This is a genomic window from Dyella sp. 01L423 (genome assembly GCF_056399945.1).
Genome location: NZ_JBFTSI010000001.1, coordinates 46,078 through 61,650, shown reverse-complemented (window position 1 = coordinate 61,650; position 15,573 = coordinate 46,078). Strand labels below are relative to the sequence as shown.

12 protein-coding genes are annotated in these 15,573 nt (G+C 64.8%); 1 reads left to right on the top strand and 11 read right to left on the bottom strand.

Features of this window, described 5'->3' with window-relative positions; translation table 11 throughout:
• Nucleotides 1-70: 70 nt before the first annotated feature.
• The 11 genes from AC1DMY_RS00280 to rhlB all read right to left on the bottom strand — a co-directional run bounded on the left by AC1DMY_RS00280 (nt 71) and on the right by rhlB (nt 14,559).
• Nucleotides 71-1,549 carry an efflux transporter outer membrane subunit gene (locus AC1DMY_RS00280; protein ID WP_477163061.1) on the bottom strand — a complete coding sequence of 493 codons (1,479 nt, stop codon included), beginning with the start codon at nt 1,547-1,549 and terminating at the stop codon, nt 71-73.
• Nucleotides 1,536-2,732 carry an efflux RND transporter periplasmic adaptor subunit gene (locus tag AC1DMY_RS00275; protein ID WP_477163060.1) on the bottom strand — a complete coding sequence of 399 codons (1,197 nt, stop codon included), beginning with the start codon at nt 2,730-2,732 and terminating at the stop codon, nt 1,536-1,538. The genes AC1DMY_RS00280 and AC1DMY_RS00275 overlap by 14 nt, the downstream gene beginning before the upstream one ends.
• Entirely contained in the window at nt 2,725-5,934 is a 3,210-nt protein-coding gene (locus AC1DMY_RS00270) for an efflux RND transporter permease subunit (protein WP_477163059.1), read from the bottom strand. The genes AC1DMY_RS00275 and AC1DMY_RS00270 overlap by 8 nt, the downstream gene beginning before the upstream one ends.
• Before the next feature lie 157 nt (nt 5,935-6,091).
• Complete coding sequence (locus AC1DMY_RS00265) at nt 6,092-7,525, bottom strand: sensor histidine kinase (RefSeq protein ID WP_477163058.1); 1,434 nt, start codon at nt 7,523-7,525, stop codon at nt 6,092-6,094.
• Nucleotides 7,522-8,220 carry a response regulator transcription factor gene (locus AC1DMY_RS00260; protein WP_477163057.1) on the bottom strand — a complete coding sequence of 233 codons (699 nt, stop codon included), beginning with the start codon at nt 8,218-8,220 and terminating at the stop codon, nt 7,522-7,524. The genes AC1DMY_RS00265 and AC1DMY_RS00260 overlap by 4 nt, the downstream gene beginning before the upstream one ends.
• Nucleotides 8,221-8,331: 111 nt before the next feature.
• Complete coding sequence (gene rpoH, locus AC1DMY_RS00255) at nt 8,332-9,189, bottom strand: RNA polymerase sigma factor RpoH (RefSeq protein ID WP_046971328.1); 858 nt, start codon at nt 9,187-9,189, stop codon at nt 8,332-8,334.
• A 185-nt stretch (nt 9,190-9,374) separates the two neighbouring features.
• Nucleotides 9,375-10,076: a uracil-DNA glycosylase gene (gene ung, locus AC1DMY_RS00250; protein WP_477163056.1), complete on the bottom strand. Its 702-nt coding sequence runs from the start codon at nt 10,074-10,076 to the stop codon at nt 9,375-9,377.
• Nucleotides 10,073-10,915 carry a response regulator gene (locus AC1DMY_RS00245; RefSeq protein WP_477163055.1) on the bottom strand — a complete coding sequence of 281 codons (843 nt, stop codon included), beginning with the start codon at nt 10,913-10,915 and terminating at the stop codon, nt 10,073-10,075. The genes ung and AC1DMY_RS00245 overlap by 4 nt, the downstream gene beginning before the upstream one ends.
• A 146-nt stretch (nt 10,916-11,061) precedes the next feature.
• Nucleotides 11,062-12,048 (bottom strand): permease-like cell division protein FtsX, encoded by a 987-nt coding sequence (ftsX, locus tag AC1DMY_RS00240; RefSeq protein ID WP_477163054.1) that lies wholly within the window; start codon nt 12,046-12,048, stop codon nt 11,062-11,064.
• Nucleotides 12,045-12,722 (bottom strand): cell division ATP-binding protein FtsE, encoded by a 678-nt coding sequence (gene ftsE / locus AC1DMY_RS00235; protein WP_441605005.1) that lies wholly within the window; start codon nt 12,720-12,722, stop codon nt 12,045-12,047. Before ftsE ends, ftsX begins: the two co-directional genes overlap by 4 nt.
• Before the next feature lie 118 nt (nt 12,723-12,840).
• A complete protein-coding gene (rhlB, locus tag AC1DMY_RS00230) occupies nt 12,841-14,559 on the bottom strand; it encodes an ATP-dependent RNA helicase RhlB (protein WP_477163053.1) in 1,719 nt (572 codons plus the stop codon).
• 491 nt (nt 14,560-15,050) lie between these two features.
• Here rhlB and trxA point away from each other — a divergent pair, with 491 nt between their 5' ends.
• Nucleotides 15,051-15,401, top strand: coding sequence for a thioredoxin TrxA (gene trxA / locus AC1DMY_RS00225; protein WP_121883921.1), 351 nt, complete (start codon nt 15,051-15,053; stop codon nt 15,399-15,401).
• Nucleotides 15,402-15,573: the final 172 nt, after the last annotated feature.

Here is a 15,573-nt window from a genome sequence, read left to right as displayed (position 1 = left end):
GCACCCTGTGCGCGACGCAATCTTGCCTCGTACGCCCCGATTGAGTCGCGCACAGGGTGCGCTCCCACAGTTATTTGATGCCCTGCGCCTTCGCATCCGCCGTCAGATGATCCGGCGCGATGTCATCACCCGTCCACCCACCACCCAACGCCCTCACCAACTGCACACTAGCCCGCAGCTGATTAGTCTGCAGCGACAGCAAACTCAAATGCGCATTGAGCGCATCCACCTGCGCCGTCACCACGTCGAGATAGCTGTTGGCTCCCTGCTTGTACAGCGCGGTGGAAAGCTTCAGCGTCTTGTCCGCAGCATTGGTGGCATCGTTCTGATCCACCAAGGCATTGCCAAAGTTATTGATCAGCGACTGGTTGTCTTCCACCTGCTGGAAGGCGGTGAGCACGGTGCCGCGATATTGCGCACTGGCTTCGTCGAAGGCCGCGTGCGCCTGCGCCACCTTGGCGCGACGGAGGCCACCATCGAACACGCTCATCAGCAGACTCGGGCCCAACGCCCACATCTGGCTTGGCGCATTGAGCAGATTGCCCCACGCGCCGCTGGACACGCCGCCCGCCGCGCTCAAAGTCAGCGACGGGAAGAACGCCGAGCGCGCCACGCCGATCTGCGAGTTCGCCTCCGCCGTACGGCGTTCGGCCGCGGCGATATCCGGACGACGCTGCAACAGCGTCGACGGTATGCCCACCGGAACCGTCGGCAGAGCCGGCAGATCGGTCTTCGCATCGATCGCAAACGTGGAAGCCGACTGCCCAACCAGCACGGCTATCGCATGCTGCAACACTTCGCGCTGCGCCTTGGCCTGCGAGAGCGCGGATTTGGTCGACGAGAGCTGCGTCTGCGCGCGGTCCACGTCCAACCCGGACACCGCGCCACCGGCATGCAGCGTGGTGGTGAGCTGCAGCGCGCGTTGATACGCGTCCACCGTACTCTGCAACAAGTCGATCTGGCGGTCAGCGCCCAACAGCTGCAGATAGGTATCAGCCAGCGTCGCTTCCAGGCTGAGGCGTGTCGAAGCGAGATCGGCTGCCGATGCCTGCACTTCCGCACGTCCGGCTGCCACGTTGTCGCGTACGCGGCCCCACAGGTCCACTTCGTACGAGGCCTGCAGCTGGGCCGAATACAGGTTGTAGTACTCAGGCGAAGTCGAACCATGCAGCGGCGAGTTCAGCGACTGGCGATTGCGGGTCGCGCCCGCGCCCGCCGAAATCTGCGGGAACAGGTCAGCGCGAACCTGGGCCAGCACGTCGCGCGACTGCCGATAGCTGGCAAGCGCGGCGGCGAGATCGGCGTTGTGCGCGATCAGCTGGTCCTCGAGCCCATTGAGGCGATCGTCGCCGTACAGCTTCCACCAGCCTTCGCGCGGCAACTGGTCGGCGGGCTGCGCCGGCGTCCAGGGTCCGCTTTGCTGCTGATACTGCTCGGCCACCGGTGCGTCCGGCGTCTTGTACGTCGGCGCCATCGAACAGGCGCCCAGCGCCAAGGTGGCCGCCACCGTCACGGCGAGTTTCGTGGCGACGAACTTACGCTTTGTCATGAGGCTTGCCCGCCTGCGGGTTCTTCGCAATGCGCACTTCGTCGCCATCGGCCAGGCCGTCCGGCGGGTTGATGATCACGCGATCATTCCCGACCAGGCCCGAACCCACTTCGATGGTCTTGCCGAAGTCGCGGCGGATCGTCACCTTCTTGAAGTGCACATGGTCGCTCGCATCCAGCGTGGCGACATGCAGACCCTTGTCGTCGAAGATCAGCGCCTCGGCCGGCACGCGCAGGCCCAGCGCGCCCGAACCGATCTTGAAGCTCACGCTCGCGTAGCTGCTCGGCAGCAGCTTGCCATCGGGATTGTCGACCAACAGCTGCACCAGGGTGGTGCCCGAGGTCGGCGTGATCGAGCGGGCGTCCGCTTCCACCTTGGCGGTGAACGACTTGCCCGGATACTCCGGCACGCTCAGCGTGGCTTCGTCGCCGCGATGAATGGCCGGCGCATACACCTGCGGCACGCGCACATACACGCGCAGCTTGCTGGTGTCGGAGACAGTGAACAGCGGTGTGCCGGTACCGCTGGTGTCGGCGGTGATCAGCGCGCCCACGTCGGTGTTGCGCGCGGTCACGCGGCCATCAAACGGAGCCACCAGCTTGGCGTACGACTTCAGCGCCTTCAGGCGATCGACATTGGCCTGCGCCGAATTGGCCAGTGCCTGCTTGGCGGCGAGATCGCCGTTGAACTGGTCGACCGACTGCTGCGAGACCGAATCGGGATCGGTCTGGCGCAGTACCTGCCAGCGTTTCGCCGTGGTGCCAGCGAGCGCGGCATTGGCCTTGGCGCTGGCCAGGTCGGCCAGACCCTGCAGCAGTTGCTGGTCAAGATCGGGCGTATCGATGACGCCGAGCACATCGCCCGCCTTCACCTGCGCGCCGATGTCCTTGTCCCACGACTTCAGGTAGCCGCTGGTGCGCGCGAAGATCGGTGCGTTGGTGAACGCATCCATCTGCGCCGGCAGTTCCAGCGGCGAGGAGCCGTTGGCGGATTCGGGTTCGGAGATGACGACCGTAGGAATGGCCTGTTCGTCAGTCCACTGGTGCAGGTTGCGCGCCTGCACGATGCGGGTGGTGACGCCGATCACCACGATCGAGCCGAAGACGACGGCAGCGATCACGGCGGCCAGTCGCAGACGACGCGGCGACAAGTGGACCTCAGGAAGCTGGGTATGTTCAGACATGGGCGGGTACTCCGGCATGGTCAGCCGAATCAGCGTCAGGCGCGTGCTTGTAACGCGCATGCACAATGGAGAAAACGACGGGAACGAAGATCAGCGTGGCGGTGGTGGCAAACAACAGGCCACCGATCACGGCGCGACCCAGCGGTGCGTTCTGCTCACCGCCGTCGCCCAGGCCCAGGGCCATCGGCACCATGCCGATGATCATGGCCAGCGCGGTCATCAGCACCGGACGGAAGCGTACGAAGCCTGCCTCGCGCGCCGCCAGCGTGGCGTCGCCGTGGATAGCCAGGCGCTCGCGGCAGAAACTCACCACCAGCACCGAGTTGGCGGTCGCCACACCCATGCACATGATGGCGCCCGTGAGTGCCGGCACCGACAGCGTGGTGTGCGTGACGAACAACATCCATAGGATGCCGGCGAGCGCTGCGGGCAGCGCGGTGATGATCACGAACGGATCGGTCCAGGACTGGAAGTTCACCACGATCAGCAGATACACCAGCACCGCCGAACCCAGCAGGCCGAACAGCAGGCCAAAGTAGGCATCGTGCATGGTCTGCACCTGGCCGAGCAGCGCCACGTTTGCGCCCTTGGGCAGGTCTTTCTTGGTGTCATCCAGCACCTTTTGGATGTCGCCGGCCACGGCGCCCAGATCACGTCCCTGGATGGCGGTGTAAATCTCCACCATCGACTGGATGTTGTACTGGCTCACGATGGTATTGCGATGCGTGCGCGTGATGTCGGCCAACGCGCCCAGCACCTGTGCATTGCCGCCGCTCTTGGCGGTGATCGGCAGATTGCTCAGCTGCGCCAGCGAGTCCAGCTGGTACTGCGGCACCTGCGCGGAGATCGGATAGGTGACGTTGTTGTCCGGGTTCAACCAATAGGTCGGTGCCACCTGGGCGGTACCGGAAAGGTCGGCGATCAGGCTGTTGGTCACGTCGCCTTCGGTCAGCCCCAGCAACTGCGCACGCGTGCGGTCCACGTCGATGCGGAAGGCCGGCTGCGCCTGCGACTGCTGCAAGCGTGCATCGACCACGCCGGGAATCTGGCGCAGCTTGTTGAGCAAGATGTTGGCGTACGCGAAGTCCTTCTCCAGGCTCCTGCCGCGGATCTGCAGATCGATCGGCGCGGGCGAACCGAAGTTCAGGATCTGGCTGACGATGTCTGCCGGCGGGAACGAGAACGTCGTGCCCGGGAACAGCCGCGGCAGCCTTTCGCGCAGGATCTTCACGTATTCCGCGCTCGGGTGATGACCTTCTTTCAGCGAGATCTGGATATCGCCGTCGGACTCGCCCACTTCGCCGGTGTTGTTGTAGATCGTGTTGATCGAGCTCGAATACTGGCCGATGTTGTCGATCATGGCATCGAGTTCGTCCGGCGGTATCACCTGACGGATGGACTTCTGGATGTCCGCAAACTCCGCCGCCGTGGTCTCCACGCGCGTGCCCACCGGGACGCGTGCGTGCACCAGGATCTGGCCGCCGTCGACATCAGGGAAGAAGTTGCTGCCAAGGCCCGGCAACAGCGCAAACGACAACACTACGAAGCTGAGGAAGCCGATCACGAACACCTTGCGGTTTTCCAGCGCCAGATGCAGCACGCCGCTATAGCCCGCGCGGAACGTCTCGAAGCGATTCACGAAGCCCTGCTGGAAGCGGCCCAGCATCGTCTTCGGCGCCGGCTGCTCGATATGCTGGCCGTGCTCGTCCACCGTCGCCGGATGCGCCTGCAACAGGTACTTCGCCATGGTCAGCACGAGCGTACGCGACAGGATGAAGGAGAAGATCATCGCAAAGATCACCGCCTCCGCCATCGGCACGAACAGGTAGCGCGCCACGCCGGGCAGGAAGAACATCGGCACGAACACGATGCAGATGCAGCACAGCGACACGAACGCCGGCACGATGATCTGCGCCGAGCCATCCACGATGGCCGTGATGACGTCCTTGCCCTGCTCCAGATGCCAGTTGATGTTCTCGATGGTCACCGTGGCTTCGTCCACCAGGATGCCCACCGCCAGCGCCAGGCCACCCAGCGTCATGATGTTGAGCGTCTGGCCGATGGCCGACAGCGTGAACACCGAGCCCAGCACCGCCAGCGGGATCGACGTGGTGATGATCAGCGTCGAGCGCCAGCTGCCCAGGAACAACAGGATCATCAGGCTGGTCAGCGCCGCGGCAATGATGCCTTCGCGGATCACGCCGTCGATGGAGGCGCGCACGAACACCGACTGGTCGCCGATCGGCTTGATGGTCAGGTTGTCCGGCAGCGAATCCTTCATCTCCACCAGCTTCTGGCGCGCGCCCGCCACGATGGCGAGGGTGGAGGTGGAGCCGTTCTTCAGGATCGACAGCATGGTCGAGCGCACGCCATCCACGTGCACGATATTGGTCTGCGGCGGTGCGCCGTCGCGCACGTGGGCGACATCGCGCACATAGATCGTCGTGCCGTTGACCATCTTGACCGGCAGGTCTTCCAGTTCGTCCACGTGGGTGGCAGCGTTGTTCAGCTCCATCACGTATTCGTACTTGCCGATCTTCTGCGTGCCGATCGGGCTGATCTGCTGCTGGTTGGCCAGCGCGTTCGCCACGTCCTGGGTGGACAGGCCGCGCGCCTGCAGCGCCGCCGGATCCACGTCCAGCTGCACCTGGCGCGTCTTGCCGCCGAACGGATAGGGGATGGCCGCGCCCGGCACCGTCACCAGCTGCGGACGCAACTGGTTGAGGCCAAGGTCACCCAGCTGCTGCTCGGAGAGGCCCTTGCCCGACAGCGCCACCTGCAGGATCGGCACGGTGGACGCGTTGTAGTTCACGATCAGCGGCGGCGTGGCGCCGGCCGGCATCTGCTTCAGGATCGTCTGCGCAATCGCGGTGACCTGCGCATTCGCCGTGGCGATGTTCACGCCCGGCTGGAAGAAGATCTTGGTGATGCCCATGCCATTGATCGACTCCGACTCGATGTGCTCGATATCGTTGACGGTCGTGGTGAGCACGCGTTCGAACGGCGTGTTCATGCGGCCGGACATCTGGTCGGGCGTCATGCCGGTGAACTGCCAGGACACGGCGATCACCGGAATATTGATTTCCGGAAAGATGTCGGTGGGCGTTCGTGCCGCTGACATCACACCAAAGATGAGAATGGTCAGGGCGAAAACGATGAATGTATAGGGCCGCGTAAGCGCGATCCGGACGATGCCAAGCATGCGGGGGATTTCCGTGCGCGAAATGATGCGTCGCGACAAATTTTCGCATGCGGCGAAAACTCTCCATAGGGCTTGGAGGATGAAGATAATTTCATGTTCTACGTGGCGCCTGCATTGCGCACGCAGATGAAACTATCTTCATCTTGCCGATCGGCCCTCAGACCGTCATCGGCGTGGCTTCCGGCACGGAGCGGGACAGGCAGGTGCCCAGTTTTTCATCCGGCGCGAGTGCGTAGCAATACAAGGTCAGCCGCGCGCCGTTGCTGCTGGCATCGCCGATGTCGAGCGCATAGCCGTGCAGGCGCACGATGGCGCTGACGATACTGAGCCCCAGGCCTGAGCCGCCGGTAGTGCGGCTGTTGTCGCCGCGGTAGAAGCGGCGCGTCACTGCGTCGCGCTCGTCGGCCGGAATACCCGGGCCGCTGTCGATCACATCCACGCGCGGGCCGCGCTTGTCCATGCTGGCGCGCAGGCTCACCTTGCCGCCCGTCGGCGTGAACTTGATGGCATTGCCCACCAGGTTCGCCAGCGCTTCGAACAGCAGATGCGCATCGGCGCGCACGGGCTGCAGCGACTGGATGTCGACGTCGAAGGTCTGGCCGCGATCTTCGGCGACGGGAGCGTAGAACTCGTGCACCTGGCGCAACACCTGCCCCACGTCCACTTCGTCGAAGCAGGCGGCGCGATGGCGATCTTCGAGTTCGGACACACGCAGCAGCGCGCGGAAACGCGTCAGCACTTCGTCGATGTCGACGATGCACGATTCCACCAGCGCCGATTCGGGCTCGCCATCGAGTTGCTGCTGCGTGCGATAAAGGCGTGCGCGCAAGCGCGTCAGCGGCGTACGCAGGTCGTGCGCGATGTTGTCGCACACGCCCTTCACTTCGTTCATCAGCCGCTCGATTTCGCCCAGCATGGTGTTGACGATGCCGGCCAGCTGATCGAGTTCGTCGCCGCGGCGACTGATCGGCAGGCGCTTGGATAGATCGCCTTGCCGGATGGGATCGGTCGCGTCCTGCAGCGCGCGAATGCGCTTCTCCGGACCGCGACGCAACAGGAATCCGCCGAGCAGACCAGGAATGATGGTAAGCGAGATGCCCCACAGCAGCGCGCGGCGGACGATCGCGCCGATGCCGTCGATGGTGCTGATGTCCTTGGCGATGACCAGGATGTCGCCATTGGGCAGCGTCGAGGCCAGGCCGCGTGCGCGCACACGCTCCGCATCGCGGTCGGAACGCGGCAAGCCATGCTTGAGCAGATGCACCTGCCCATCGCGCAGCAGCGACGTCGGCAGATGGTCGATATTGCCTGCTATCGGCTGGTGGTCCTTGTCGAACAGGCCCACCGACATGATGCCGTGCGGATCGATCGCGGCAGCCGCATCCACCGTGGTGGTGAGGCGCGAGGGATCGGTCGAGGCGATGTAATGCATGCGCTGCTGCAGCATCTGGTCGATGACGCTGTTGAGATAGCGCGTGGTTTCCCACTGGATTGCGCCGACCAGCACCGCGCCCCACACGACGAACAAAGCGCCGTAGATGAGGATCAACCTCGAGGTGGTCGAATGCCAGCTGTTCGGACGTGCTTTCATGACACCACCGGAGCAGTTTCATTGGCGGCGGCGAGCATATAGCCGGTGCCGCGCACAGTGTGGATCAACGCCGGTTGTCCGGCGCCGTCGATCTTGCGCCGCAAGCGCGCGATATGCACGTCGATCACATTGGTGCCGGGATCGAAATGGAAGCCCCACACCGTCTCGAAGATCATCGTGCGGGTCAGCACCTGCCCGGAATTGCGCATGAGGAACTCGAGCAGGCGATATTCGGTGGGCAGCAGGGTCAGCGGCTGGCCGGCGCGATACGCCACGTGGCTCACCAGATCCAGCTCCAGGTCGGCCACGCGCAGGCGCTGCACCGACTGCGGCTGGCGGCGGCGCAGCAGTACTTCCGCGCGCGCCGACATTTCATCCGGCGCGAAGGGCTTGGTGAGGTAGTCGTCGCCGCCGGCGCGCAGGCCGCGCACGCGCTCGTCGACGTCGCTCAACGCGCTGATCATCAGCACCGGCGCATCGCTGCCGGCGCGGCGCAATTCGGCCACCACGTCGATGCCGTCCATGCCGGGCAGCATGCGGTCCAGCGTGATCAGGTCGTAGCCGCCTTGAAGCGCATTCGCCAGGCCATCGCGGCCGTTGGCCACCCATTCCGCGAACATGCCGTGCGCACTCAACTCCGCGATGATTTCTCGCGCGGTAGTTTCGTCGTCTTCGATGACCAGCACTCGGGGCATGGGGGCACTACAAACTCAGATCCGGTGGTGGGAAAGCGAGTACAGCCGTGTGCTCGCAAAGCCAAACGGCCCCGCGAGGGGCCGTTGGTCATCTTACGCCTGCGGCCAGGATCAGGCAGCGAACAGGCCGCGCATCTTCTTCATGGCATTGGCCTCGACCTGGCGGATGCGTTCGGCAGACACGCCGTACTCGTCCGCAAGATCCTGCAGCGTGGCCTTGTCTTCGTTCAACCAGCGGCGCTGGATGATGTCGCGCGAGCGCTCGTCCAGGTTCTTCAACGCCGCCGACAAGGTGTCGAGCTGGTTGTCGGCCTGGTCGGCATCGGCCACGTTGTCGTACGGGTCGGCGCCATCGTCGATCAGGAACGCTTCCGGTGCCGGCTTGGCATCGTCCTCGGCATCCGCCGGGGCTTCGAAGCCAATGTCACGACCTGACAGACGCGATTCCATCTCGCGTACCGTCGCTTCGGGCACGCCCAGATCCTTGGCCACCGTGCGCACTTCTTCGGCGTTCATCCAGCCCAGGCGCTTCTTGCTCTTGCGCAGGTTGAAGAACAGCTTGCGCTGCGCCTTGGTCGTGGCGACCTTGACGATGCGCCAGTTGCGCAGGATGAACTCGTGCATTTCGGCACGGATCCAGTGCACGGCAAAGCTCACCAGGCGCACGCCCTGATCCGGGTCGAAGCGCTTGACGGCCTTCATCAGGCCGATATTGCCTTCCTGGATCAGGTCGGCGATCTGCAGACCATAGCCGCTGTAACCACGCGCCACGTGCACCACGAAACGCAGGTGCGACATCACCAGTTTGCGGGCGGACTCGAGGTCTTCCTGTTCGTTGTAACGGCGCGACAGCGCCTGTTCCTCGTCCTGGCTGAGTACCGGAATCCGATGGACCGCCGAGATATAGGCATCCAGGCTGCCGACGACACTCGGCACCGGCAGGTTGGCGGTCACCAAAGCTTGAGACATGGACGGAACCTCCTGTGAGGGAATCAGCTTAGCACTCGAGTAGTACGAGTGCTAAAGGCCCCGAAAGGTTCCGGGACCTTTGATGTACTCAATAGTACAGGAATTTGAGGCACCTGTCCAGCAGGCACCCCCGGGGAGGCTCCACTATGCGTATCGGGCGGTTCAGCAGCCGTGAAATGCCTGTTTCAGGCTAGTTCGGCCCGCATCGGCAAAGACCAGTCGATGGGCGGCTCGCCGCGGCTTTCCAGGTACTGGTTGGCCGCCGAGAAGTGCCCGCAGCCGATGAAACCGCGATGCGCCGATAAAGGAGATGGGTGCACCGAGCGCAAAATGCAATGACGGGTGCCGTCGATCAGCTGTCCCTTCTTCTGGGCATGCGAGCCCCACAGCATGAAGACCAGCCCTTCCCGCTCGCGGTTGAGCGCGTCGATCGCCGCGTCGGTAAAGCCTTCCCAGCCCTTGCCTTGGTGCGAGCCGGCGGTGGCCTGCTGCACGGTAAGCGTGGCATTGAGCAGCAGCACGCCGCGGTCGGCCCAGGGGGTGAGGCAGCCGTGGTCCGGCGCCCGCAGACCCAGGTCGCGCTGGATTTCCTTGAAGATGTTGAGCAGCGACGGCGGCGTGGCCACGCCCGGCCGCACCGAGAAGCACAGGCCATGCGCCTGGTTCGGACCGTGGTAGGGGTCCTGCCCCAGGATCACCACCCGCACGTTATCGAACGGGGTGTGGTCGAAGGCGGCGAAAATCTCCGGACCCGGCGGATAGATCACCTTGCCGGCCTGCTTTTCGGTGCGCAGGAAGTCGGACAGCGTGCGCATGTCCGGTCGCGCCAGATACTCGCCGATGCGGTCCTTCCAGGACGGCTCCAGCCTTACCGGGTGATCCGTCACGCCGCCTCGCCCCGCTCGCGCAGGTGCTGGGATACGCGCAGCTGGAACAACACCTTGGTCATCAGCAGTTTTTCCTCGATCGGCTTTTCGACCAGATCGTTGGCGCCGGCGCGCAGCAGCGCAGCCTGGTTGGCCGGATTCTCATCGCCGGTCATCACCAGCACGGGCAGCCTGCCCTTGCTGTAGAGGTACTCGCGGCGGATACGCTCGAGCAGGTCGCCGCCGGTGAGTTCGCCCTTGAGGCTGACGTCGGTGAGCACGATGTCCGCGCCGATCTTGTCCTGCGCCTTCGCCTTGTCGAGCAACACCAGGGCGTCTTCGACGCTGACCACGTGGTAGACGGTCAGGCCGTGTTTCTCGAGGATGCGGCGGGTCGCCAGCGCGACCACGCGGCTGTCTTCCACGTACAGCACCTCGCCTTCGGCCGAATCGACGGGCTTCACGTAGCCACGGATGAATTCAGCCAGCGCCTGGAAACCCAGCGACTTGTCGAAATAATCGGTGACGTGCTCGCCCAGCGTGCGGCTGTGCAGGCGGCCGTCGACGTCGCCTGAAACGACCACGATGGGCACATAAGCCTGGGCGGCGGATTCGCGCACGTGGCGGGCGAGTTCCAGCCCGTCCATGTCGGGCAGGCGCAACGCGATGGTGATGAAGTCGAAAGCACCGGCCTCCAGCAGCTCCTTGGCTTCGGCGCCGCTGCCGGCGCCCACCACGTCGCTGTCGGGCAGTTCGGTCTTGAGCACGCGGGAGATCAGCTGGCGCACCACCTTGGAGCCATCGACCACCAGCACCCTGGGCGCTGTTCCCACCACTCGACTGCTGAAACTTCCGCTCATCCCCAATCACCCACGTAGTAGCCAGCGTTGTCTGCCGGCGTCATACCGGTGCTTCCTCCGAGCACCCGGTCACCGAGCGGGCATGCTGCACCATCCTCACCAAGCTTGCATGACAACATTGCTGCGGGCGTGAGCCGGCGCACGCTTCATGCCGCCTTGCGCAATTGCCAGGCGCTGACCAGGCGGGCGCCCAGCCAGCCGAGTACGGCGGCGGCCACCGGTACGGCGCCCAGCAGCCACAGCGGCAGCACGTCGACCTGCAGCTTGCCGGCATACACCTGACCCAGGCGCTGCACCGGCTCGGCGAGCGCAAACTCCACCAGCACGGCGAAGCCCACCGCCAGCACGCCGGCGAACAGCCCGTACCAGATGCCCGCATACAAATACGGACGACGCACGAAGGCGCGGCTCGCGCCCACCAGCATCAGCACACCGATTTCCTCGTGCCGGCTGGCGATATCCACGCGCACCGTGTTGCCCACCACCAGCAGTACGGCCACCGCCAGCAGTCCGGCAAGTATCAGCACGATGCGTTCGCCAACGCCCAGCAGCGCTTCGAGGCGCTGCCGCCACGTGCCGCCGTCCTGCACCTGATCCACGCCCGACATGCCGCGCATGTCGGCAACGAGGTGATCCACGCTGTCTGCGCTCACGTCCGGTTTTGGCTGCACTTCCAGCACGAATGGCAGCGGATTGACGTCCAGCGCATGCAGCGCGCCGGAGAAGCCCTGCATCTTGGCCAACTCATCCATGCCCTGGTCGGGCGACTTCAGCTTCACGCCGGCGACTTCGCTGCGCTCGCGCAGCTTCTTCGCCATCATGTCAGCGGAAGACACGCTCTGCCCCGGCTGCAGGAACACGCTGATGGTCTGGTTCTGGCCCAGCGCATCGCCCATTTTCTGCAGGTTGCCCAGCAGCAAATAGAAAGTGAGCGGCAGCGCCAGCGCGATGGCCATCACCGCGACGGTGAGCAAGGTGCCAACCGGGCGCGACATCAGCCGACGCAAACTGGCCGCCGCGCTCCAGCCATGGTGTTCGCGCCAGCTCGCCACCGGCCGCGCCTTGGTGCGGATGCCGCGGCTCTGGTCGGAAAGCAGCGGGCTTTCCATCGGAAATTCGGACTGGTTGCTCATAGCACCTCCTGTGCGGCCACATCGGCCACCAGGCGACCGTGGTCGAGCACGACCACGCGCTTCTTCATGCGCTTGATCAGCGGCAGATCGTGGCTGGCGATCACGACGGTGGTGCCGACGTTCTGGAACTCGGCGAACAAGCCCATGATTTCCACCGCCAGGGTGGGATCGAGGTTGCCGGTGGGTTCGTCCGCGATCAGCAGGGTGGGCTTGGCGACGATGGCGCGGGCGATGCCGACGCGCTGCTGCTCGCCCGCCGAAAGCGTTGCCGGCAGCTGCCGCTCATAGGCGAGCAGGCCGACCTTTTCCAGGGCGGCGCGCACGCGCTTGCCGCGTTCGTGGGGCGCCATGCCGCCGATCATCAGCGGCAGCTCGACATTGGCGAAGACGGTGCGATCCATCAGCAGGCGATGGTCCTGGAACACCATGCCCAGGCGACGGCGCAATTTGGGAATGCCGGCGCGGCCGACCTTGGCCAGGTTCTGCCCGTCGAGGGTGACCACGCCGTGCGACGGCCGCTCGATCAGGCCGAGCAATTTGAGCAAGGTGCTTTTGCCGGCGCCGGAATGGCCGGTGATAAAGGCCATCTCGCCTGTCGCCACCTCGAAGGAGAGCTGCGACAAGGCCTCGTGGCCGCCTTCATAGCGTTTGCTGACTTGGTCGAAGCGGATCACCGCGTGTCCCCAATCCCGAATGCGGCAAGGATAAGGGATGCACGCGTGAAGGTCAGTGGCTTTGTGCGCCGATGCTGTCGCGGGTTCAGCCCGCGACAGCCCTCGGCAAGCGAACTGCTTAGTGACCGATGAAGAAGCGGCTCAGGCGGCGGAAGAAGCCCTGCTTCTTCGGCGCTTCCTGCGCATCACCCGTCTTGCTCGGCGTGATGGCCACGTGGCGCGACGGACGCGAGTGGTTGTTGTCGCCGTTGCTGCGCTCACGCGGCGGACGACGCTCGCCACGCGGTGCGCGCGAGCCTTCGGCGGCTGTGTTGGCGCCGCCCTCGACGGCCACCGCGTCACCTTCGCGACGACGGTTGCGGCCGCCACGACGGCGACGACGCTTGCGCTCGGCGGCTTCGCCCGTTTCCGCCTCGGCCGGGGCCGGCGCGGCTGGCTTGGTCACCACAACCTCGGCGCTTTCGCCGGCGGCGGCCTCGACGCGCGGCTTGCGCGGCTCACGCGGTTTGTCGCTGCGCGGGCGATCGCTACCGCGGCCACCGCCGCTGCGCGAACCCTTGCGGGGCGAACCGTCCTTCTCGCGCTGCTCAACCTTGTCGCCGAACGCGGCGCTGTCGGCAGCCACTTCCGCCATGTACTGCGCGTCCTGCTCGCGCGGCTTGGGCATCACCAGCAGCTCCGGCTCGATGTTCGCCACCGGGATGCGCTGGCCGATATAGGTTTCGATGTCCGGCAGGCTCATCGCGTAGAGATCGCAGGCGAAGCTGATCGCATCACCTTCGGCGCCCAGGCGCGCGGTACGGCCGATGCGGTGGACGTAGTCTTCGGCGTCCTGCGGCAGGTCGTAGTTGAAGACGTGGCTGACTGCCGGGATGTGCAGGCCGCGCGCGGCGACGTCGGTGCACACCAGGATGTCGAGCTGGCCTTCCTGGAAACGCTGCAGCAGCTTCTGGCGCTTGAGCTGGGGCACGTCGCCCGACAGCGCGCCGACGCGGTAGCCATAGCGCTTGAGACGATCGGTGATCTTCTCGGCAGCGGCCTTGGTGTTGACGAAGATGATGCTGCGCTCGGCCTTGGTGCGCTCGAGCAGGTTGAGCAGCAGCGGCATCTTCTCTTCCTTGGCGGGGAAGTAGACCAGCTGGCGCACGCGGTCGGCGGTGACGTTTTCCGTCTCCACTTCCAGCTTTTCGGCGTTGTGCATGTGCTCGTAGGCCAGCTCCAGCACGCGATGGCTGAGCGTGGCGGAGAACAACAGCACCTGGCGCTGCTCGCGCGCCGGCAGGCGGCGGAAGATGAAGCGCACGTCCTTGATGAAGCCCAGGTCGAACATGCGGTCGGCCTCGTCGATCACCATCACTTCGACGGCGTCGAGGCTGAACACGTGCTGCTTGAAGTAGTCCAGCAGACGGCCCGGCGTGGCGATGATGATGTCGCAGCCATCCTTGAGCTGCTGGCGCTGCTTGTCGTAATCCACGCCGCCGTAGATCAGCGCGGTGCGCAGGCCGGTGTAGCGGCCGATCGACTTGGCGTCCTTCTCGATCTGGATGGCCAGCTCGCGGGTCGGGGCGATCACCAGGGCGCGCGGGTCGCTGTCCTTGCGCTCGGCCACGGCCGGCGTGGTCAGCAGGCGATTCATCATCGCCACCAGGAATGCGCAGGTCTTGCCCGTGCCCGTCTGCGCCTGGCCGGCGACATCGCGACCCGTCAGCGCGACCGGGAGGGTCAGCGCCTGGATCGGCGTGCAGCGGGTGAAGCCCGCCTCGTCGAGGCCTTGCTGGAGCAGCGGATGGAGATCGAAATTAGTGAAAAAGGTATCGGTGAGTACAGTTTGAGACATCGTAAAGGGAGCTCGAGTGAGGCAGCGCCCGGGGGCAGCCGCCTGGATCCTTGCCGGTGAGACGCAACAAGGAAGGTGGATGGTCGGCGCGACCGGGACGTGGCGACAGGCGCGATCCGTTCGGATGGCGCGTGCCGGCGACACGTATCCCTGGCTGGACACCGTCGGGAGCGGTGGTATTCGACGGCTCCGCTGCCATAGGTCAGAGGGCTGAGCGGCTTAAACCACTGACAGCCATAGGAATCTCTCTCACCTATGTCAACGGAGCCATCCTTGCCCACCGCGAGGGGACAGCCCGTTCAGCATACCGAACAGGCCTACAGACTCCCTTGAATCGCTTGAATCGTGCCCCGAGTTACGTTGGAATGGAGGCCTGCCGCAACGGCACCAGACTTCCTTACGGTACGACCCCGCGCTTCATGGGCACCCCAGTGTAGCCGATGCTGGGCACGCGGTCGTGAAGCCCCTACCCGCAGCCTTCGGAGACCCCGGTGAGCGACCTGATTACCCATGTAAGCGATGATGCCTTCGAGCAGGAAGTGCTCAATTCCGATACCCCTGTCCTGCTCGACTTCTGGGCCGAATGGTGTGGTCCGTGCAAGGCGATCGCGCCGATCCTGGACGAGCTGGCCAAACAGTACGAAGGCAAGCTGCGCATCGCCAAGATCAACATCGATCACAACCAGAAGACGCCCCGCAACTACGGCGTCCGCGGCATCCCGACGCTGATGGTGTTCAAGAACGGCAAGGTCGAAGCCACCCAGATCGGCGCCGTCAGCAAGGGCGCGCTGACCCAGCTGATCGACAAGGCCATCGTGGCCCCGACTGCCAAGGCCGTCTAAAGCCTGCTTGTCCAAGGCCAATAAGGCCAACTCAGAAAACTTTTCTGAACTTTACCGGCCGCGGCGCTTTACGCCGCCGCGGACCGGGTGCTAGATTCGATCCACGTTCGTCGGGACTGTCCTGTCCCCCGCGCCATCCGCGCGACGCAACCCTCCCTCCTTTTTTCAACGG

Excerpts from the sequence above, each read along its gene's own strand:
- AC1DMY_RS00265 (WP_477163058.1), bottom strand. The coding sequence starts at position 7,525 with ATGAAAGCACGTCCGAACAGCTGGCATTCGACCACCTCGAGGTTGATC.
- rhlB (WP_477163053.1), bottom strand. The coding sequence starts at position 14,559 with ATGTCTCAAACTGTACTCACCGATACCTTTTTCACTAATTTCGATCTC.
- AC1DMY_RS00245 (WP_477163055.1), bottom strand. The coding sequence starts at position 10,915 with ATGAGCGGAAGTTTCAGCAGTCGAGTGGTGGGAACAGCGCCCAGGGTG.
- rpoH (WP_046971328.1), bottom strand. The coding sequence starts at position 9,189 with ATGTCTCAAGCTTTGGTGACCGCCAACCTGCCGGTGCCGAGTGTCGTC.
- AC1DMY_RS00280 (WP_477163061.1), bottom strand. The coding sequence starts at position 1,549 with ATGACAAAGCGTAAGTTCGTCGCCACGAAACTCGCCGTGACGGTGGCG.
- ftsX (WP_477163054.1), bottom strand. The coding sequence starts at position 12,048 with ATGAGCAACCAGTCCGAATTTCCGATGGAAAGCCCGCTGCTTTCCGAC.
- AC1DMY_RS00260 (WP_477163057.1), bottom strand. The coding sequence starts at position 8,220 with ATGCCCCGAGTGCTGGTCATCGAAGACGACGAAACTACCGCGCGAGAA.
- AC1DMY_RS00275 (WP_477163060.1), bottom strand. The coding sequence starts at position 2,732 with ATGTCTGAACATACCCAGCTTCCTGAGGTCCACTTGTCGCCGCGTCGT.
- AC1DMY_RS00270 (WP_477163059.1), bottom strand. The coding sequence starts at position 5,934 with ATGCTTGGCATCGTCCGGATCGCGCTTACGCGGCCCTATACATTCATC.